This is a genomic window from Sphingopyxis sp. MWB1 (assembly GCF_000763945.1).
Lineage (GTDB): Bacteria > Pseudomonadota > Alphaproteobacteria > Sphingomonadales > Sphingomonadaceae > Sphingopyxis.
Map to the genome: position 1 here is coordinate 1,033,600 of NZ_JQFJ01000002.1, position 19,514 is coordinate 1,053,113.

General features: G+C 63.4%; 20 protein-coding genes. 16 read left to right on the forward strand and 4 right to left on the reverse strand.

The annotated features are described in order from the left end of the window. Positions 1 to 5: 5 nt before the first annotated feature. Positions 6 to 2,036, reverse strand: a complete 2,031-nt coding sequence (thrS, locus tag JV18_RS0105745; RefSeq protein ID WP_033073767.1) for a threonine--tRNA ligase — start codon at positions 2,034 to 2,036, stop codon at positions 6 to 8. A 182-nt stretch (positions 2,037 to 2,218) separates the two neighbouring features. On the opposite strand from thrS, the gene JV18_RS0105750 reads away from it, so the two are divergent. From JV18_RS0105750 to JV18_RS0105795, 10 genes are all read left to right on the forward strand, one after another. Next, complete coding sequence (locus JV18_RS0105750) at positions 2,219 to 2,647, forward strand: MerC domain-containing protein (RefSeq protein ID WP_081944697.1); 429 nt, start codon at positions 2,219 to 2,221, stop codon at positions 2,645 to 2,647. A gap of 178 nt (positions 2,648 to 2,825) precedes the next feature. After that, positions 2,826 to 3,251, forward strand: a complete 426-nt coding sequence (locus tag JV18_RS0105755; protein ID WP_052071763.1) for a hypothetical protein — start codon at positions 2,826 to 2,828, stop codon at positions 3,249 to 3,251. Then, the gene (locus tag JV18_RS0105760; RefSeq protein ID WP_033073768.1) at positions 3,248 to 3,439 is read left to right on the forward strand and encodes a helix-turn-helix transcriptional regulator; all 192 of its coding nucleotides are present in this window, start codon (positions 3,248 to 3,250) and stop codon (positions 3,437 to 3,439) included. Before JV18_RS0105755 ends, JV18_RS0105760 begins: the two co-directional genes overlap by 4 nt. 76 nt (positions 3,440 to 3,515) lie before the next feature. Then, complete coding sequence (locus JV18_RS0105765) at positions 3,516 to 3,770, forward strand: DUF6356 family protein (protein ID WP_033073769.1); 255 nt, start codon at positions 3,516 to 3,518, stop codon at positions 3,768 to 3,770. Between the two features lie 140 nt (positions 3,771 to 3,910). Continuing rightward, positions 3,911 to 4,678: an alpha/beta fold hydrolase gene (locus JV18_RS0105770; protein ID WP_033073770.1), complete on the forward strand. Its 768-nt coding sequence runs from the start codon at positions 3,911 to 3,913 to the stop codon at positions 4,676 to 4,678. A gap of 19 nt (positions 4,679 to 4,697) precedes the next feature. Continuing rightward, positions 4,698 to 5,135 carry an acyl-CoA thioesterase gene (locus JV18_RS0105775; protein WP_033073771.1) on the forward strand — a complete coding sequence of 146 codons (438 nt, stop codon included), beginning with the start codon at positions 4,698 to 4,700 and terminating at the stop codon, positions 5,133 to 5,135. Positions 5,136 to 5,144: 9 nt separating this feature from the next. Further along, positions 5,145 to 5,582, forward strand: coding sequence for a VOC family protein (locus JV18_RS0105780; RefSeq protein ID WP_033073772.1), 438 nt, complete (start codon positions 5,145 to 5,147; stop codon positions 5,580 to 5,582). Continuing rightward, on the forward strand, positions 5,583 to 6,659 hold the full coding sequence (locus tag JV18_RS0105785) for an NAD(P)H-dependent flavin oxidoreductase (protein ID WP_033073773.1): 1,077 nt from the start codon (positions 5,583 to 5,585) through the stop codon (positions 6,657 to 6,659). Positions 6,660 to 6,772: 113 nt separating this feature from the next. After that, entirely contained in the window at positions 6,773 to 7,507 is a 735-nt protein-coding gene (gene gloB / locus JV18_RS0105790; protein ID WP_033073774.1) for a hydroxyacylglutathione hydrolase, read from the forward strand. Between the two features lie 53 nt (positions 7,508 to 7,560). Next, positions 7,561 to 8,001 (forward strand): hypothetical protein, encoded by a 441-nt coding sequence (locus JV18_RS0105795; RefSeq protein ID WP_052072088.1) that lies wholly within the window; start codon positions 7,561 to 7,563, stop codon positions 7,999 to 8,001. A 334-nt stretch (positions 8,002 to 8,335) separates the two neighbouring features. On the opposite strand, the gene JV18_RS0105800 is transcribed toward JV18_RS0105795, so the two are convergent. The 3 genes from JV18_RS0105800 to JV18_RS0105810 all read right to left on the reverse strand — a co-directional run bounded on the left by JV18_RS0105800 (position 8,336) and on the right by JV18_RS0105810 (position 13,048). After that, entirely contained in the window at positions 8,336 to 10,165 is a 1,830-nt protein-coding gene (locus JV18_RS0105800; protein WP_033073775.1) for an AMP-dependent synthetase/ligase, read from the reverse strand. A gap of 47 nt (positions 10,166 to 10,212) precedes the next feature. Continuing rightward, positions 10,213 to 11,904 (reverse strand): gamma-glutamyltransferase, encoded by a 1,692-nt coding sequence (ggt, locus tag JV18_RS0105805; RefSeq protein ID WP_033073776.1) that lies wholly within the window; start codon positions 11,902 to 11,904, stop codon positions 10,213 to 10,215. A gap of 73 nt (positions 11,905 to 11,977) precedes the next feature. Then, positions 11,978 to 13,048 carry a quinone-dependent dihydroorotate dehydrogenase gene (locus JV18_RS0105810; RefSeq protein ID WP_033075001.1) on the reverse strand — a complete coding sequence of 357 codons (1,071 nt, stop codon included), beginning with the start codon at positions 13,046 to 13,048 and terminating at the stop codon, positions 11,978 to 11,980. Positions 13,049 to 13,169: 121 nt separating this feature from the next. On the opposite strand from JV18_RS0105810, the gene JV18_RS0105815 reads away from it, so the two are divergent. The 6 genes from JV18_RS0105815 (at position 13,170) to sufC (ending at position 19,428) form a co-directional block, all read left to right on the forward strand. Next, on the forward strand, positions 13,170 to 14,948 hold the full coding sequence (locus JV18_RS0105815) for a DUF885 domain-containing protein (protein ID WP_144243948.1): 1,779 nt from the start codon (positions 13,170 to 13,172) through the stop codon (positions 14,946 to 14,948). 79 nt (positions 14,949 to 15,027) lie between these two features. After that, complete coding sequence (locus JV18_RS0105820; RefSeq protein ID WP_033073778.1) at positions 15,028 to 15,915, forward strand: helix-turn-helix domain-containing protein; 888 nt, start codon at positions 15,028 to 15,030, stop codon at positions 15,913 to 15,915. Between the two features lie 302 nt (positions 15,916 to 16,217). Next, the gene (locus JV18_RS0105825; RefSeq protein WP_033073779.1) at positions 16,218 to 16,733 is read left to right on the forward strand and encodes an SUF system Fe-S cluster assembly regulator; all 516 of its coding nucleotides are present in this window, start codon (positions 16,218 to 16,220) and stop codon (positions 16,731 to 16,733) included. Between the two features lie 4 nt (positions 16,734 to 16,737). Then, a complete protein-coding gene (gene sufB, locus JV18_RS0105830) occupies positions 16,738 to 18,240 on the forward strand; it encodes a Fe-S cluster assembly protein SufB (protein ID WP_052071764.1) in 1,503 nt (500 codons plus the stop codon). Continuing rightward, positions 18,237 to 18,590, forward strand: coding sequence for a DUF4180 domain-containing protein (locus tag JV18_RS0105835; protein WP_033073780.1), 354 nt, complete (start codon positions 18,237 to 18,239; stop codon positions 18,588 to 18,590). The genes sufB and JV18_RS0105835 overlap by 4 nt, the downstream gene beginning before the upstream one ends. Then, complete coding sequence (sufC, locus tag JV18_RS0105840) at positions 18,577 to 19,428, forward strand: Fe-S cluster assembly ATPase SufC (protein ID WP_033073781.1); 852 nt, start codon at positions 18,577 to 18,579, stop codon at positions 19,426 to 19,428. Before JV18_RS0105835 ends, sufC begins: the two co-directional genes overlap by 14 nt. The last annotated feature ends 86 nt before the right edge of the window (positions 19,429 to 19,514 follow it).

The following is a 19,514-nucleotide window of genomic DNA, read 5'->3' on the forward strand; positions in this document are numbered from 1 at the left end:
CCCGCTCAGGCGCCGCGCAGATCGGGCGGGGTCGCCTCTGCCTTCAGCATCGCGATGGCTTCGGCGAGCGGCAGGATGCGTTGGCCTTCCTGCCCCAATGTACGGACCGCGACCGTGCCCTCTTCTGCCTCGCGCTTGCCGACGACGAGGAGATGGGGGACTTTGGCGAGGCTGTGTTCGCGCACCTTGTAATTGATCTTTTCGTTGCGAAGGTCGCTTTCGACGCGAATGCCCGCGGCTTCCAGCTCGGCGGCCGCCTGCCGGGCATAATCATCGGCGTCGGAGACGATGGTGGCGACCACCGCCTGTACGGGCGCGAGCCAGACGGGCAGGCGACCGGCGAAATGTTCGATCAAAATGCCGATGAAGCGTTCATAGCTGCCGAAAATGGCGCGGTGGAGCATGACCGGGCGGTGGCGTTCGCCATCTTCGCCGACATAGCTGGCGTCGAGCCGGTCGGGGAGGACGCGGTCGCCCTGGATAGTGCCGACCTGCCAGGTGCGGCCAATGGCGTCGGTGAGATGCCATTCAAGCTTGGGCGCATAAAAGGCGCCTTCGCCGGGCAATTCTTCCCAGCCATAATCGTCATTGGCCATGCCGGCTTCGGCCACCGCATCGCGCAATTCCTGTTCGGCCTTGTCCCACATGTCCTCGCTGCCGAAGCGCTTTTCGGGGCGCAGCGCGAGTTTGACATGATAGGAAAAGCCGAAATCCTTGTAGACGCTGTCGGCGAGTTCGCAGAATTTGCGGACTTCCTCGACCACCTGATCCTCGGTGCAGAAGATATGCGCGTCATCCTGCGTGAACTGGCGCACGCGCATCAGGCCGTGGAGCGCGCCATGCGGTTCGTTGCGGTGGCAGCAGCCCATTTCGCCAAGACGGATCGGCAGGTCCCGATAGCTGGTGATGCCCTGCTTGAAGACAAGGACATGCGCGGGGCAGTTCATCGGCTTGATCGCCATCCAGTCGGCGTCCGCGGCGACGGTGGGGGATGCGACGCCGCTGTCTTCATCGACTTCGGGGACGATGTCGGGGACGGCGAACATATTTTCGGCATATTTGCCCCAATGGCCCGACTGGGTCCATTGGCGCACGTCCATCAGCTGCGGCGTCTTGATCTCCTGATAGCCGCCACCGTCCATCTTGCGGCGCATATAGGCTTCAAGCTCGCGCCAGATGCGATAGCCCTTGGGGTGCCAGAAAACGCTGCCATGCGCTTCTTCCTGCAAGTGGAAGAGGTCCATTTCGCGCCCCAGCTTGCGATGGTCGCGCTTTGCCGCTTCCTCCAGCCGGGTGAGATGGGCGTTCAGCTGCTTCTTGTTGAGCCAGCCGGTGCCGTAAATGCGGGTAAGCTGGGCATTTTTCTGGTCGCCGCGCCAATAGGCGCCCGCGACGCGCATCAGTTTGAACGCCTGGGGGTCGAGCTTTCCGGTACTCGCGAGGTGCGGGCCGCGGCACATGTCGAGCCAGGCGTCCTTGCTGCCCGGTTCGCCCGACCAATAAACGGTCAGTTCCTCATCCTCGGGCAGTTCCTTCGCCCATTCGGCCTTGAACGTCTCGCCCTCGGCCTCCCATTTGTCGACAAGCTGCTGGCGGCTCCACACTTCGCGCACCAGCGGCTTGTCGGCCTCGATGATCGCGCGCATCTTTTCCTCGATGGCGGGAAGATCGTCCATCGAGAAAGGATCGCGGCTGTCGGGCGCCTTTACGTCATAATAAAAGCCGTCGTCGGTCGCGGGGCCGAAAGTGATCTGTGTGCCCGGCCACAGCGCCTGCACCGCTTCGGCAAGCACATGGGCATAATCATGTCGGACGAGTTCGAGCGCATCCGCCTCGTCGCGCGCGGTGATGAGCGCCAGATCGGTGTCGCCGTCCAGCGGGCGCATGATGTCGCGCACTTCGCCGTCGATTTTGGCGGCGAGCGCGGCCTTGGCAAGGCCGGGGCCGATGTCGGCGGCGATCTGCGCCGGAGTCGTCCCGCGTGCGACTTCGCGGGCAGAGCCATCGGGAAGAGTAACGCGGATCATGTCGGACATCGAAGAAAAGGCCTTTCTGGGCGGATAAACTGCGCCCCTTTGCCAGCGCGGCACGCGGGCGGCAAGGGGGCGATTGGACGCGATTGGACAAGGGGGCGCGATAAGGGCATAGGAAATGAGGGGTTGAAATGATACAATGTATCACTACCTGAGCCTCATCGTCCGTCTGAAAGCCACGCTGCATGAGCTCTCCCCCCTCACCCGCCCCCCTTCCCGACAGCCGCGCCGCCGATGCCGCGGGGATTGCCCTGTCCTTTGCCTGCCTGATCCACTGTCTTGCCCTGCCGATGGCGCTGCTGCTGGCGCCCGCGCTGGCGGCGTGGATCATCCTGCCCGATGGGTTTCATGCCGCGATCTTGATTCTGGTCGTCCCCGCCGCGCTGATCGCGATGCGCGCAGGCTGGCGGCGCCACCGCCGCTGGACACCCACCCTGCTCGCGGCGGCGGGACTGGCGCTGCTGTTGCTGGGCCTTGCCGCGCACGAAGCGCTGATCCCCGTTTCCGACCCCGAAGCCGCCGACCGGTTGCTGACAACGCTGGGCGCGCTGACCCTGGCGAGCGCGCATCTGATCAACTGGCGCCGCGGCGTGCATCCGGCGGCGCATGATTAGGGGGCGCTGGTCGGGGCCAAAACTCATCTGGCTCAATCAACCAGTCACCACGGACTAACAAACTTGTCTTTTTGACAAGGGCGCTTGACTCTGAATGAGCGTGATGTCAAAGATACTTGACATCACGCGAGGGGGTCGGGACGCGCCGGCTGTGCGATCTCGCGTCAGCAGGAGGCCCATGATGTTTCGATTCCAGAATCCCGCGATCAAGCGCTACACGTGGCGGATCTTCTGCTTGATGAGCGCTTACATGATTGCGCTGTTCGGTGTGCGCTGGCTCTTCGACCATCATCCCGTGACCGGCGCGGCGGCCTATGCGCTGGCGATTGTGCCCGCTCTTCCCATTATCGGCGTTTTTGTCGCAGTGATGCGGCTGATCATGGAAATGGAGGATGAGTATCTCCGCATGTTGCTGGTGCGGCAGTGCCTGTTCGCGACGGGCTTTTGCCTCGTTGTTGTGACTATCTGGCAGTTTTTGCAGAATTTCGAGCTGCTGCCGCCCGGCAATGGCGGTTTTGGCGCGGCCTTTTTCTGGTTCATGGGCCTCGGCCTCGGCGCTATTTACAATCGTTTGACATGGGACGCTCCCGGGAAAGAGGCGTGAAAAACCGCTTGAAGATTTTGCGCGCCGAGCGGGACTGGAGTCAGGCTGATCTGGCCGAGCGGCTGGAGGTGTCCCGCCAGTCGGTCAATGCCATTGAAACGGGCAAATATGATCCCTCGCTGCCCCTGGCTTTTCGCATCGCCGACCTGTTCGGCTTGCCTATCGAGGCGATATTCCTGCGGGATTGAACCGTCCCCCCGCCCTTGCGGGCCATGGCTGGCGCGGCTAGGGCGGCGGGGTGTCGCAGCAAAGGGATTCACACTCATGTTCAAGCGCCTGTTCGTCGATCATCCCAAGAGCGTCGATGAAAGCTATGTCGAACATTTTGGCGTCGCTTCGCGCTTTGGCGTGACGATGATCTGGGGCGGGCTGTGCGCGCTGGTCCATGCCGTGGTTCCCGGCTGGTGCATCACCACGGGCAGCGACACCATCCAGCGGCTCAACCGCATCATGGTCGAACAGCGCCGCGCCAAGGGACAGGCGGTGACTCAGATGCAGACGATCGACTGGGTGATTTGAGCCTGTCCGATATGGGCGGCTGAGGCCTATGCGCCCGGGGTGTCCCGACTTCGCTCGACACAGACGGGACGTGACGTGACCAGGCAAGCCCTGGGACTGAAAAAGAGCGCGATGGGGGAAAGCGCAGGAAAGTGGATCCTATGACCAATTTGTCTCCCCCTTTATTTTTCGAGCGCAGCGGGCGGCCGCGGCTGGCCTATCGCCATATGGCGGGGCGCGGGCCGACGATTGTCTTTCTGCCCGGTTATATGTCCGACATGGAGGGCGGCAAGGCGAGCGCGCTGTTTGCCTGGGCGGCGGCCGAGGGGAGGTCCTGCCTGCTGATGGATTATGCCGGATGCGGATCGTCCGATGGGCTGTTCGCCGAGCAGAGCCTGACAAGCTGGTGCGGCGACGTGCTCGATCTGGTCGATGCCAGGGTCGAAGGCCCGGTGATTTTGGTGGGATCGTCGATGGGCGGCTGGCTGATGCTGCTCGCCGCCATGGCGATGCTGCGCCACGACGGGCCGCGCCGCGTCGCGGGGCTGGTCGGCATTGCCGCCGCGCCCGACTTCACCGACTGGGGCTTTACCGCCGAAGAAAAGGCGATCATCCAGGCCGAGGGCGAGCTGCGCGAGGAAACGCCCTATAGCGACCAGCCCTATGTCACCACGCGCAAATTCTGGCAGTCGGGCGAGGCGAACCGGTTGCTGGAGCGCGAGATCCCGCTGTCCTGCCCGGTACGGCTGCTCCATGGGCAGCAGGATGGCGATGTCCCGCCCGAAATCAGCCTGAAACTCGCCGCCGCGCTGGCGAGCGAGGATGTGCAGGTGACGCTGGTGAAGGGCGGCGACCACCGCCTGTCGCGCGATGGCGATATCGCCTTGCTGATCGACACGGTGGCGCGGCTTGCCGACACGCAGACATAACAGAAATAAAGGATAAAATATGGCGCGCAGCGATTTTCGTTTCTCGGTCCGCAAACGGGTCCGCTATGCCGAGATTGACGCGCAGGCGGTGGTATTCAACAGCCGTTATCTTGAATATTTCGACATTGGCATCACCGAATATTGGCGCGCCGCCGGGGTACATGACCGCTGGCCGCACAATGCCAGCCCCGAATTTCACGTCGCCCGCGCAGAGATCGACTATAAGGCGCCGATCCTGCTGGATGAGGAAATCGACATTTGCGTGCGCTGTTCGCGGGTCGGGCGCACGTCGATGACCTATTTGTTCGAACTGCATGGCGCGGGTGCCGATGACCTGCGCGCGGCGGGATTGCTGGTCAATGTCCATGTCGGCGAGGCACGCGGCGCATCCAGCCCGCCGCCGCAAGAATTTGTCAGCCTGTTCGAAACATTTGAAGACGCGAGCCTTCGTTCCTAAATAGCCGCCATGCCCAAATATCTTCACACCATGATCCGCGTCACCGACCCGGATGCCACCATCGCCTTTTTCAAGCTGATCGGGCTTGAGGAAGTGCGTCGTTTTGACCATGAGGCGGGACGCTTTACGCTGATCTTCCTCGCCTGCCCCGGCGAGGAAGGGGTGGCCGAGGTCGAGCTGACCTATAATTGGCCCGCCGAGGATGGCAGCGCGCCCGAAACCTATACGGGCGGCCGCAATTTCGGCCACCTCGCCTATCGCGTCGAGAATATTTACGAGACGTGCCAGCGGCTGATGGATGCGGGGGTGACGATCAATCGTCCGCCGCGCGATGGTCATATGGCCTTTGTCCGCACCCCCGACTGCATTTCGGTCGAGCTGCTACAGGATGGCTATCTGGAGCCGCAGGAGCCTTGGGCTTCGATGCCGAACACGGGTAGCTGGTAGGTGAGCGACTGGCCCGACCGGCGGCTTTCCGGCCTGTTGGGCTCGCTCCATCCGATTATCCAGGCGCCCATGGCGGGGGCGACGTCGAATGCGCTGGTCCTCGCCGCGATGGCGGGAGGCGCGACGGGGTCGCTGCCCTGCGGGATGATGACGCCGGAGCAGATGCGCGCCGCGGTCGCCGAGATCCGGGCGGCGAGCGACGCGCCGCTCATCCTCAACTTTTTCTGCCACCGCCTGCCGCCTGCGCCCGACATGAGCGAATGGGTGGCGGCGCTCGCGCCCTTTTACGCCGAATATGGCATCGACGACCCCGGCCCGCCGCCGCCGATCCGCGCGCCCTTTGACGCGGCCATGGCGGCAGCGACCGTTGCGGCGGCGCCGACGGCGGCCAGCTTTCACTATGGCCTGCCCGACGAGGCGCTGCTCGCGCCGCTGCGCGAAGCGGGGATATTGATCTTGTCGAGCGCGACTACTCTGGCGGAAGCGCGGGCGCTGGCCGCGCGTGGGTGTGACGCGATTATCGCCCAGGGCTGGGAAGCCGGCGGCCATCGCGGCTGGTTCCTTGATCCCGATATGGATAACCAGATGGGAACAATGGCGCTGGTGCCGCAGATCGCCGATGCGGTCGATTGCCCGGTGATCGCGGCAGGCGGGATCAGCGACGCGCGCGGGATTGCCGCGGCGATGATGCTGGGCGCGAGCGGGGTGCAGATGGGCACCGCCTATCTCTTCACCCCCGAATGCCCGATCGCCCCCGCCTTTCGCGCCGCGCTGGCGCGTCCCGAGGCTGAGGAGACGGTGCTGACCAATTTATTTTCGGGGGGCATGGCGCGGGGGACGCATAACCGTCTGATCGAGACGTTGGGCGCAAGATCGCCTGCCGCCCCGCCCTTCCCCTATGCCTCCGCCGCGCTGGCGCCGCTTCGCAAGGCCGCCGAAGCCGCGGGCAAGGCCGATTTCACCCCGCTGTGGGCCGGACAGGCCGCGGGGCTGGGGCGCGAGGGCGAAGGCGCCGAGGCGTTGACGCGGAGGCTGGCCACGGAAGCGCTCGCGCTGATGAGCGGCGGACGGGCTTAACAAGACGCGGCGTCCATGCGATGCTGTCCCCAAATGGCGGGTCCGCCCGGCATGGCCAAGGCGCCCCCGCCCCGGCTCCGTCTTTGGGGTGAGGAGGCCGGAAGAGAAAGGAGATGCCTGTGACCCCGCTTGAGATCCTTCGCATTCCGGTGCTGAGCGACAATTATGTCTGGCTGGTCCATGAGCCCACCAGTAAGGCGACGATGGTGGTCGATCCCGCCGTTGCCGAACCGGTGCTTGCCGCCGCCGCCGCGCGGGGCTGGACGATCACCGATATCTGGAACACCCATTGGCACCCTGATCATACGGGGGGCAACGCCGCGATCAAGGAAGCGACGGGCTGCACCATCACCGGCCCGGCGGCGGAGTTTGAACGTATCCCGACGCTCGACCGGCAGGTGAAGGGCGGCGACGTGGTGCGGCTGGGCGACCGGCAGGCCGAAGTGTGGGACGTGCCCGCGCATACGGCGGGACATATCGCCTATCATTTCGCGGGCGATAACGCGATTTTTGTTGGCGATACGCTGTTCGCCATGGGTTGCGGCCGCTTGTTCGAAGGCACGGCGGAGCAGATGTATGCCAATATGCAGCGGCTGGCGACGCTGGACGATGCGACGCGCGTTTATTGCGCGCATGAATATACGCTGTCGAACGCGCGCTTTGCCATAACGGTCGAGCCCGAGAATGAGGCGCTGGCGGCGCGGCTGAAAGCCGTGGAACGCGCCCGCGCCGAGGGCGAGGCGACCGTGCCCACCGACATCGGCGCCGAACGCGCCACCAACCCCTTTTTGCGCGCACAAAGCGCCGCCGAACTGGCCCGTATCCGCGCGCTGAAAGATGCGGCATAATGGCACTGCCGTTTCTGATCCCCCCAGCCACGCTTCGCAGGAAGGATATCCCCATGGCAAAGCCCCTATTTTCCGCAGCGCTGATCACCGCCCTGCCCCTGCTCGCCAGTTGCACGCCCGCCGGAACCGCCGAGCCGGGCGCCGCGGCGCTGACGCCCAAACAGGCCGAGCGCATGGCGACCTATCTGGCCGACAAGGTGCCGGGCGAGCCCGAAAAATGCCTGCCCAATTACCGGTCGAACGACACGATCCGCATTTCGGACAATGTGCTGCTCTATCGCCAGAGCGGGCGCGTCGTCTATCGCAACGATTTGCGCAGCAGTTGCCCCGGCCTTGCGCGGGACAGCGACATCATGGTCGTACGCCAGTTCGGATCGGCGACCTGTGCCGGCGATTTCTTTTATCTGGTCGACCGGTCGAGCGGCATTCGCGGCCCGACCTGTGTTTTTGGCGAATTCACCCCCTATCGCAAACCGGAAGGGGATGAAGGTTAAATCTGCGGATTTGACCGCGGGCGGGGACCGGTTTGCCTAGGGCTTTTTCCGGGTCGCTCCTCGCCCGTTATGATGAAGCGAAATGGCGGCTCGCCGATATCCCGTCCGCTGGCGCTTTGCCCCGCGCTGAAGATTGCTTCGCCCGTCATCCCCGGGCCCCGCAATGACGTGCGAGGTAGAGGCGGAAACGGAGACTGAGGCGCCCCTTGCCCCTCAAAGGGTATCACACCCCCCTGTCCCCCTTTCGTCACCCCGGACTTGATCCGGGGTCTATAACCACGCGGCCGCCATGGATCCCGGATCAAGTCCGGGATGACGAATAGGCCGTCTGGAGCTACCCCTTATAAAGCGCCGCGATTTTCCTGGCGTAAACCTCGCGCAGGATATGGCGGCGAATTTTCATCGACGGGGTCATTTGCTCATTTTCGATCGAGAAAGGCTCGTCGGCAAAGTCGAATTTGCGGACCTTTTCGATCACCGATAGCTGGGCGTTGACCCGGTCGACGGCGGCGCGGACGGCGGCGCGGAATTTTTCATGTTCGCGCAGCAGATTCATGTCCTTGGGCAGCCCTTCGGCCTCGGCCCATTCGCTCGCCCATTCGGGATCGGGGACGAGCAGGCCGACCAGATGCGGGCGCTGGTCGCCATAGACCATCGCCTGCAGGATTTCGGGCTGGAGCGTCAGCATCCCCTCGACCCGCTGGGGCGAGACATTGTCGCCCTTGTCATTAACGATCAGATCCTTTTTGCGGTCGGTGATGACGATCCGGCCTTCCTCGTCGATATGGCCGATATCGCCGGTGTGAAGCCAGGGCCCGCCCTCTGCATCATCGGGATCGGTGATCAGCACCCGCTCGGTTTCAGACGGATTGTGCCAATAGCCCTTCATCACCAGTTCGCCGCGCACGCAAATCTCGCCATCATCGGCGATGCGCACTTCGGTGTTCATCAGCGGCGGGCCGACCGTGTCCATCTTCAGCCCCGTCGCGGGGCGGTTGCAGCTGATGACCGGGCCGGATTCGGTCTGGCCATAGCCTTGCAGCAGGGTCAGGCCGATCGAATGGAAAAAGACGCCGATTTCGGGGTTGAGCGGCGCTCCCCCCGACACCATCGCCTTTAGCCGACCGCCGAAACGCGCCGAAATTTTGGGCCGGAATAGCTTGTCGAGCAAAAGATCGACAGGTTTGTCGAGCACGCCCATGCGCCGTTCATAGCTTTTGGTGCCGACTCGCATCGCCTGATCGAGCATCCAATTGGCGAGCTTGCCCTGTTTTTCGACCGCCTTGATCATCCGGGCGCGGATCACCTCGAACAGGCGGGGGACGACGACCATGATCGTCGGGCGCGTTTCCTCTATATTGGAAACCAGCTTTTCCAGCCCTTCGCTATAATAGATTTGCGCGCCGACCATGATGGGAAGGAACTGGCCGCCCGAATGTTCATAGGCGTGGCTGAGCGGCAGGAAGGAGAGGAAAACCTCCTCATCGGCGATGCCGAAATCATTGACCAATATCTCGGCGGCGCCCGCCGCATTGTGGAGGATGGCGCCATGATGCTGCATCACCCCGCGCGGTGCGCCGCCGGTGCCGCTGGTATAGATGAGGCAAGCGAGTTCATCGCGCGTCATCGCTTCGCTCTGCGCGCGGGTTTCGGCGACATATTGCGCCCCGTCCCCGACAAGCTTGTTCCAGTCGTGGATTTCGACTTCGCCCTGCTGGCCGACGCGCAGGCTTTCCATGCTGATCACAAAATGGGCATCGGAGCGCATGACCGCGGGCATCAGCGTGCGCGCAAGCTTGGCGGTCGAGACGATCACCGCCTGCGCGCCACTATTGTCCAAAATGTGCTGATGGTCGCGTTCGGTGTTGGTGGTGTAGGTCGGCACGGTGACGCAGCCCGCCGCCATGATGCCAAGGTCGGCGATGCACCATTCGGGGCGGTTTTCGCTGACCAGCACCACCCGGTCGCCCTTCCGCAGACCCAGCTTTCGAAGGCTGTGCGCGAGCGCGGAAACTTGTTCGGCGACTTCGCGCCAGCTCATCGGTTGCCAGACGCGGTCCGCCTTGCGCCACAGGAACGGGTCGTCTCCGCCCCGTTCGGCGCGGTCAAAGAACATCGCGACCAGGCTGGGGAAATGGTCGAGATGCGGGTTATCAAGCTTCATGCCTCTACTCTCCCGGGGAGGATATGATTTTGTCTCTTTCCGCCCGTTTAGCCCTGCGGCGGGGCGCCATCAACGGTGGCGGTGCCGGGGCCGCGCGGATCGGCGGCGCCGCGCCACACGCCGTCGACGCGCTCTGCGGCATTGAGCTTGGACCCGATGGCAGCAGGGGTGAAGCTGTAGCCAAAGGGCTTCATTTTGGCGGCGATAGCGCGGCCCGCCTCATTATCCTCGATCAGCACGCCCTCGCGCCCAAAGAAAAGGTTGGGAAGCGCAATGGCTTCTTCGGCGCTGAGGCCCCAGTCGAGCACACCGATCAGCGTCTTGGTCACATGCATGATAATCCGCTTGCCCCCCGCCGAGCCGACCGCCAGCACCACCTTGCCATCGGGGCCGTACACGATGGTGGGCGACATGGAGGATAAGGGGCGCTTGCCGGGTTCGACGCGATTGGCGGCGGGCGCGCCGTCGCGCATGGGGTTCAGATCGAAATCGGTCATTTCATTGTTGAGGAAATGGCCGTTGGCGATGAGCTGGCTGCCGAAAATACTTTCGACGGTCGAGGTCATCGAGGCGACATTGCCATCGCGGTCGACGACGACAAAATGGGTCGTGCCGCTCTCAGCGACGGGCCCCGACGCGGTGCGCGGCTCTGCCCCCGGGGGCGAGCCGGCGGGATAATCGCCCGCAGGACCGAAGGGCGAGATGAGGTCGCGGCGCTGGGCGAGATATTGCTTGTCGAGCAGGCCCGCGACGGGGACGCTGACGAAATCGGCATCGCCCAGATATTTGGCGCGGTCCGCATAAGCAAATTGCATCGCTTCGGCGAGCAAATGCCAGCTCATCGGATTATCCTTGCCCATCGTCTTCATGTCCCAGCCCTCGACCATGCCGAGAATGCCGAAGACGGTGGTCGCGCCCGACGAGGGCGGCCCCATGCCGCAGACCTTGTAGATGCGATAGCTGGTGCAGACCGCGGGGCGCTCTTTGGCCCGATAGGCGGCAAGATCGGCCATGGTGATGACGGCGGGATTGCGCGGTGCTTGGCCCACCGCATCGACGATCGCGCGGGCATTGGCGCCGCTGTAAAAAGCGTCGGGCCCGCGCGCTGCAAGGTCGCGCAGCAGCGCGGCATAGGCGGGATTCTTGATCCGCGTGCCGACCGGCGCGGGCTTGCCATCGACATAATAGATGGCGCGGGCGACGGGAAAATCCTTCCACACCGGTTCATAGCGGGTCAGCCAGTCGTGAAGGACGGGGGTGACCTCAAACCCCTCTTCGGCAAGCTTGATCGCGGGCTGAAGCAAAGCCGCCCAGTCGAGCTTGCCCCATTTCTTATGCGCCATTTCCATCAGTCGGACATTGCCGGGGACGCCAACCGACAGCCCGCCGGGAACAACGTCCATGAAGGGGCGCGGCTTGCCGTCGGCGCCCAGAAAGCGGTCGGTCTTCGCCGCAGCGGGAGCGGTCTCGCGCCCGTCGATGGTGGTGATGCCATCCTTTTGGTCATGATAGACGAGGAAGCCGCCGCCGCCGACGCCGCTCGATTGCGGTTCGACGAGGGTAAGGACGGCGACCATCGCGACCGCCGCATCGGCCGCCGAGCCGCCCTGATGCAAAATCTGTCGCCCCGCCTCGGTCGCGCGCGGATCGGCGGAAGAGGTAACACCCTGCGCGGCAGCGAGCGGCGCGGTGAGGACAAGCAGGAAAGCGGCGAAAAGGGAGGAGAGTCGGTTCAACATGGGCCGACATTGGCCCGCGTGCGGGGCCAGCGCAAGCCTTGTCGGCCCTTTTGGAGCGGGCGTGACGCGGGACCTAGGCCGCGGCGCTGCCCACGGCGTCGGCGATATGGGCAAAGCCTTCGCGCCGCGCGCGTTCCTCCAGCCCGCGGGCGATGCGCGCGGCAAGTCCCGGCCCTTCATAGATCATCGCCGAATAAAGCTGGACGAGGCTGGCACCGGCGCAGATGCGATCCCAAGCCTGATCGGCCGAGCCGATGCCGCCAGCGGCGACCAGCGCGATGCGTCCGCCGCTCGCGGCGCGGAAATCGCGCAGGCGCTGGAGCGCGAGGCCGGTGAGCGGCGCGCCCGACAGGCCGCCCGCTTCGCCCGCGTAGCGCGAGGCGAGCGCGGGGCGTTCGATGGTGGTGTTGGAGATGATGATCGCCGCCAGCCCCTTGTCCATCGCCACGCCGACGATATCGTCAATGTCGGCGGGTTCGAGGTCGGGCGCGACCTTCAGGAACACGGGGCGGGCGCTATCCTGCTGCGCCGCGGTCACGCCATCGAGCAAGGCTTCGAGCGCGCCCTTGTCCTGCAGCGCGCGCAAGCCCGGCGTGTTGGGCGAGCTGATATTCACCGTCAGATAATCGGCGAGCGGCGCCATGGCGGCGGCGCCCCTGGCATAATCGGCAATGCGGTCGGCGCTGTCCTTGTTCGCGCCGATATTGATGCCAAGCGGGACGGCGAGCGGCGACTGGCGCAAGCGGCGAAGGCGCGCGGCGGCGGCCTGCTGCCCGCCATTGTTGAAGCCCATGCGGTTGATCACCGCCTTGTCCTCGACCAGCCGGAAAAGGCGCGGGCGCGGATTGCCCGCCTGCGGCAAGGGGGTGAGCGTTCCCACTTCGACAAAGCCGAAACCGAAATGCGGCAGGACATGCGCGGCGCGCGCATCCTTGTCGAAACCCGGCGCGACGCCGACAGGGTTGGGAAAGCAAAGCCCCGCCACTTCGGTTCGCAGCATCGGGCTGGTCAGCGCCTTTCGCGCGCGCGGCAGCGCCTGAAGCGCGGCAAGCGTGGCATTATGCGCCGCCTCTCCATCGGCGGCATGGACGAGCGGGCGGACGAGCGCATAAGCGCCATCGGCAAGAGATGCGACAAGCGACATGCCCCGCGCCATTGCGCGGCAACACGCGCTATGGCAAGCCCCGCGCAACTGGTTACCAAAGAAATTAGGGGAGACGTTCGTGTCGCATCTGTCGCTTGCCGCCAAATTATCCGCCAGCCTGATGGCCTTGGCCCTTGCCGGTTGTGCCGCAACCGGATCCCAGCCGCCGGCCGCCGCGACTGGTGCCCCGGTCCCGCCCGTCGCGGGCGCCGATCTGGGTCAGTTTTTCGATAATTATGATGAGGCGCAATTGTCGCTAAGCCCCGAAAGCAAGGCCTATCGCGGCATTCGCGACGCGGATTATGGCCGCTGGACCGACGAAAGCGATGAGGCCGCTGTGGCCCGTCACAAGTTGCAGCAAGCCAGCGCCGCGGCGATGCGCGCCAGTTTCGATCCAGCGCGCCTGTCGGCGAACGACGCGCTTTCCTATGAATTGTTCGACGCCCAGGCGCAGCGCGGCGAACAGCTTTTTCCCTTTCGCGACCATCGCTATATTTTTGATCAGATGAACGGGGCGCAAAGCAAGCTTCCGGCCTTTCTGATCAATATTCACCGCGTGTCGAACCCCGCGGAGGCCGCGGCCTATATCGAACGGATCCGCGGACTGGGGCCTTTGCTCGATACGCTGTCGGCGCAATCGCGCGACCGCGCCGCCAAGGGCATGGCGCCCCCCAAATGGGTTTACCCCCATGTAATTTCGGACATTCGCAACCTGCTGGGCAGCGACAATGCCGTGGTCGCCGATTTCGATGCCAAGGTCGGCAAGCTGAGCATCGCCGACGCCGACAAGGCCGCGATGAAGGCCGCCGCCCGCGCCGCATGGAACGAAAGCGCCGCGCCCGCCTATCAGCGGCTGCTCGCCGAAATGGAGCGCCAGCATAAAATTGCCCCGACCGAGGATGGCGTGTGGCGCATGCCGGGTGGCGAAGCCTATTATGCCGCGCTGCTCGCCAATTACACGACCACCGACATGAGCGCCGAGGATATTCACGCGCTGGGTCTGGCCGAGGTCGCGCGCATTCATGGCGAGATGCGCAAGATCAAGGACAAGGTCGGCTTCAAGGGCAGCTTGCAGGAATTTTTCGTTCATCTGCGCACCAGCCCGCAATATTTCCACACCAGCCGCGAAGCCTATCTGGCCGAAGTCGACGAACATGTGAAAGCGATGGAAGCGCGCCTGCCCGCTTTCTTCAACACCCTGCCCAAGGCGCCGCTGGTGGTGAAGCCGGTCGAAGCCTTCCGCGAGAAATCCGCTGGGAAAGCCTTTTACCAATCGCCCTCGCCCGACGGGTCGCGCCCCGGCACCTATTATGTGAACCTCTATGATCTGCGCGACATGTCGAAGACCGAGCTGGAAGCGCTCGCCTATCATGAAGGCGTACCGGGACACCATTTGCAGCGCGCGGTGCAGACCGAGCTGACCGGCCTGCCGCCCTTCCGCCGCTTTGGCGGCTTTACCGCCTATACCGAGGGCTGGGGCCTTTATACCGAGGAACTGGCCAAGGATATGGGGTTTTACACCGATCCCTATAGCGATTTCGGCCGGCTGGGCATGGAGTTGTGGCGCGCGTGCCGCCTGGTGGTCGATACCGGCATCCATTCGAAAAAGTGGAGCCGTGAACAGGCAATCCAATATCTGAAGGACAATACGCCCAACCCCGATGGCGACATTGAAAAGGCGATCGAGCGCTATATCGTCTATCCTGGTCAGGCGACCGCCTATCTGATCGGAAAGCTGAAGATCATGGAGCTTCGCGGACGGGCGCAGGCCGCGCTCGGCGAAAACTTCCAATTTGGTGATTTTCATGATGTGGTGCTGAAATCCGGCCCGGTTCCGTTGGATATACTGGAACGGCGGGTGGATCAGTGGATCGCGAAGGGGGGCGGCAGCGTCAATTGACGCTTGACGCCTACCGGGAAAATGCAAACGATGCCCCCCGAACAAGACAGCAATAAAGCTGTTCAGGGGTCGCTACGTCATGTCGGAAATTCTCATCTCATCGGGGGATGGGGACGGTCAATCGCCGTTTGAACTCAACTATTACCCGCCCGATCCCGACCTGTCCGAACTGGTGTCGAGCTTTTACATCGCGCGGATCGATATGCCGCGCTTTGAGGAATATGAGCGCGCCGACCGTCCCCAATTCCGTTTCATGGAAGTGGCGGACGGCGCCTATGTCTTTGCCGACGGCCACCGCGCCCCGGCGTGCAGCGCCAATATCATCGGTCCGACCAGCAGCCGCGTGCTTGCCATCTGCAACCAGCCGACCCGTCTTTTTGGTTTTGGCATGTTGCCGGCAGGCTGGGCCGCATTGATGGGCGATCATGCCGAAAAACTGACCGACCGCGCCATCGACGCCGCCGATATTTTCGGCCCTTGGATCAATGAGGTGGCGAGTGAATTGCAGGCCGCGCAAAGCGCCGAGGAAAAGCTGGTCATCGGCAATAATTTCGTGCGCGAGGTGGTGCGGCGCGACGAGGCATCGCCGATGTGGTTCATTCGCACCGTGGATGAATGGCTGACGGCGTCTCCCTCGCCGCAGGTGCCCGACCTTGTCGCCGCGACGGGCATGTCGATCCGATCGGTCGAGCGCATGACCAAACATTTTTACGGCCTGTCGCCCCGCATGCTGGCGCGCAAATATCGCGCCGTTCGTGCCGCCGCCGCGCTGGCGCGGGGCGAAACGCTGGACGATGCAACGCTGGGTGACGGCTTTTACGACCAGTCGCACCTGATCCGCGAAGTCAAGCATTTTGCCGGCGCGACTCCGGGGCAGCTTAGCCGCCCATCGCTCTATACGGAGGCGACATCGCGCGGACGAAAGCAGCTTGCAGGGCTGGTCAGCCCGATCGTGTCGGAAACCTGAGCCAGCGCGGCACAGAAACCGCCGACCTTGCCCGAAAATATTCATCGCCGATTCCATTTTGGCGTTTCCATACAATCCATTGGGTGCGCTGCAGCATAATCCGGCGCTGCGACCCAGAAGAGCTCATCCTCTCTGACGAGATTGAGACCTTCATCTTGGCACCCGTCCGGTTTCGACCAGGCGGGTGCCTTTTTTTGGCCGGCGTGGATCGACGGGTTGCGCCGCCCTTACCCCCTGCCTATATAAGTGGAGTAATTTACTCCAGTTAAGAATCGCTCGCAATTTTCGGGTGATGAGAAAATATGCGCCTGTCCAACCTTGCCGATTATGCTGTCGTGCTGATGAGTGCCGCCGCGCGTCAATGCGGCGCGGTGCCGCTGAGCGCGGGCATGTTGGCCGAGCAGACGGGCATTCCCGCCCCCACGGCGCAAAAGCTGGTGAGCAATCTGGCGCGCGCGGGCCTGCTGGTCGCATCGCGCGGCAGCGGCGGCGGCGTACGCCTCGCCCGGCCCGCCGCGACGATCAATATCGCCGACATCATCGAAGCGGTCGAAGGACCGATTGCGCTGACAAGCTGCGTCGACGAAGGGCGCCATGATTGCGCGCTGGAGGCCAGTTGCAAGGTGCAGCCGCATTGGGGCGTCGTGAACGGTGCGGTGCGCGATGCGCTCGCCGGGATAAGTCTGGCCTCACTCTCCGTCGTCCCCGCGAAGGGTGCCGGGAGTCACGTGCCTCCCGACACGACCGCTGGAGGCATGGCCCTGCCGCCGCCCAACAAACCGACAACGCCCCCCGCCTTCGCGGGGGCGACGAGCTAGAGATATGACCAATACACCCGAAACCCCGACCAAGGATATTGGCGTCAAGGACCAGGCCGCGCATGACGCCGCCGCGCGCGTCGCCGAATATGAGCATGGCTGGTCCGCCGACATCGAAACCGACTTTGCGCCCAAGGGGCTGACCGAAGATACGGTGCGCTTTATCTCGGCCAAGAAGAATGAACCCGAATGGATGCTCGATTGGCGGTTGAAAGCCTTTCGTCACTGGCAGACGATGACCCCGCCCGACTGGGCGAAGCTGAATGTGCCGCCGATCGACTATCAAGATGCCTATTATTACGCGGCGCCCAAGGCGAAGCCGAAGCTGTCGAGCCTGGACGAGGTCGATCCCGAAATCCTGCGGGTCTATGAAAAGCTCGGCATTCCCATCGAGGAGCAAAAGGTGCTCGCCGGCGTCGAGGGCGCGCGCAAAGTCGCGGTCGATGCAGTGTTCGACAGCGTCAGCGTCGCGACGACCTTCCGCGAGGAACTCAAGCGCGCGGGCGTCATCTTCCTGTCGATCAGCGAAGCGATCCGCGAATATCCCGAGCTGGTGAAAAAATGGCTCGGCAAGGTCGTGCCGATGCACGACAATTATTTTGCGACCTTGAACTGCGCGGTCTTTTCGGACGGCACCTTTGTCTATGTGCCCGAGGGCGTGCGCTGTCCGATGGAGCTTTCGACCTATTTCCGCATCAATGCGGAGAATACCGGACAGTTCGAGCGCACGCTGATCGTCGCCGACAAGGGCGCTTATGTCTCCTACCTCGAAGGCTGCACCGCGCCGATGCGCGACGAAAACCAGCTCCACGCCGCAGTGGTCGAACTGGTTGCGCTCGACGATGCCGAGATCAAATATTCGACCGTGCAAAACTGGTATCCCGGCAATGCCGAGGGCCTTGGCGGCATCTATAATTTCGTGACCAAGCGCGCGCTGTGCCAGGGCGCGCGATCCAAGGTGTCGTGGACGCAGGTCGAAACCGGCAGCGCGATCACCTGGAAATACCCAAGCTGCGTGCTGAACGGCGACGACAGCGTCGGCGAATTCTATTCGGTCGCGGTGACGAACAATTATCAGCAGGCCGACACCGGCACCAAGATGATCCACAATGGCAAGCGCACCCGCTCGACAATCGTGTCGAAAGGGATCAGCGCGGGCAAATCGAACAACACCTATCGCGGGATTGTCCGCGTCGCGCCGAATGCCGAGGGCGTGCGCAATTTCACCCAGTGCGACAGCTTGCTTTTGGGCGACCGCTGCGGCGCGCACACCGTGCCCTACATCGAAGTCCGCAACCCCAGCGCAACCGTCGAACATGAAGCAACGACGAGCAAGATCAGCGACGACCAGCTTTTCTATGCCATGCAACGCGGGCTCGATGCCGAGGAAGCGGTGGCGCTGATCGTCAACGGCTTCGCCAAGGAAGTGTTGCAGCAGCTGCCGATGGAATTTGCGGTGGAAGCGCAGAAATTGCTGGGGATTAGTTTAGAGGGGAGTGTCGGGTGACCGCGTCATCAACCTATCACCTTATGGATGACGATGGCCCCATTTTGGCGCGCGAAGATGACGTCAATGATTTCATTGCGGTGGCATGGGAAAAAGGAGCCGCATGGCTCGTCGTTCCGCGGGAACGCTTGTCCCCCGATTTTTTCTACCTGCCGACCGGCCTACTCGGCACCGTCGCGCAGAAATTCCAGCAGTATAATATCGGCCTCGCGATCTTAGGCGATGTCGAAAAGGAAAAGACGCAAAGCAATGCCTTGCGCGACTTTGTTCGTGAAACCAATCAGCGCCGCGCCTTGTGGTTCGTGGCCGATGAAAATGCCTTCCAGGAAAAGCTAAATGCTAAAAATTGAAAACCTCCACGCCACCATCGCCGACAAGCCGATCCTGAAAGGCCTGTCGCTCGCCATCAATGCGGGCGAAATCCATGCGATCATGGGGCCGAATGGCGCGGGCAAGTCGACGCTCTCCTACGTCCTCGGCGGTCGCCCCGGCTATGAAGTGACCGAGGGTTCGGTGAGCTTTACCGCACCTCGTCATGCCGGACTTGATCCGGCATCCACTGCGACGGCGCCGGAAGGGACCCCGGATCAAGTCCGGGGTGACGAAGTGGGTGCGCGCGGTGACGCGGGTGAGACAGTCGACCTCCTCGCGCTCGACCCGCACGAGCGAGCCGCTGCCGGGCTGTTCCTCGGCTTCCAATATCCCGTCGAAATCCCCGGCGTGTCGAACGTCCAGTTCCTGCGCGAGAGCCTGAACGCCCAGCGCAAGGCGCGCGGGCAGGAGCCGCTGTCGGGCGGCGATTTCCTGAAGCTGGCGCGCGAAAAGGCGGCGCTGCTCAAGATGGACATGGACATGCTCAAGCGCCCCGTGAACGTCGGCTTTTCGGGCGGCGAGAAGAAGCGCAACGAGATGGTGCAGATGGGCATTCTCGACCCGCGCCTCGCGATTCTCGACGAAACGGATTCAGGGCTAGACATCGACGCGCTGCGCACCGTCGGCGACGGCATTAACAGCATCATGCGCGCGCCCGACAAGGCGGTGCTGCTGATCACCCATTACCAGCGTCTGCTCGACTATGTGCAGCCCGATTTCGTCCATGTTCTGGCAGGCGGGCGTATCGTCAAATCGGGCGGGCCCGAACTGGCGCGCGAGCTGGAAGAACATGGCTATGCGGAGATTGCGGCGTGATGAGCGCCCATTTTTCCTTCGTTCGTCATGCCGGACTTGATCCGGCATCCATGACCGCGTGGACCCCGGATCAAGTCCGGGGTGAC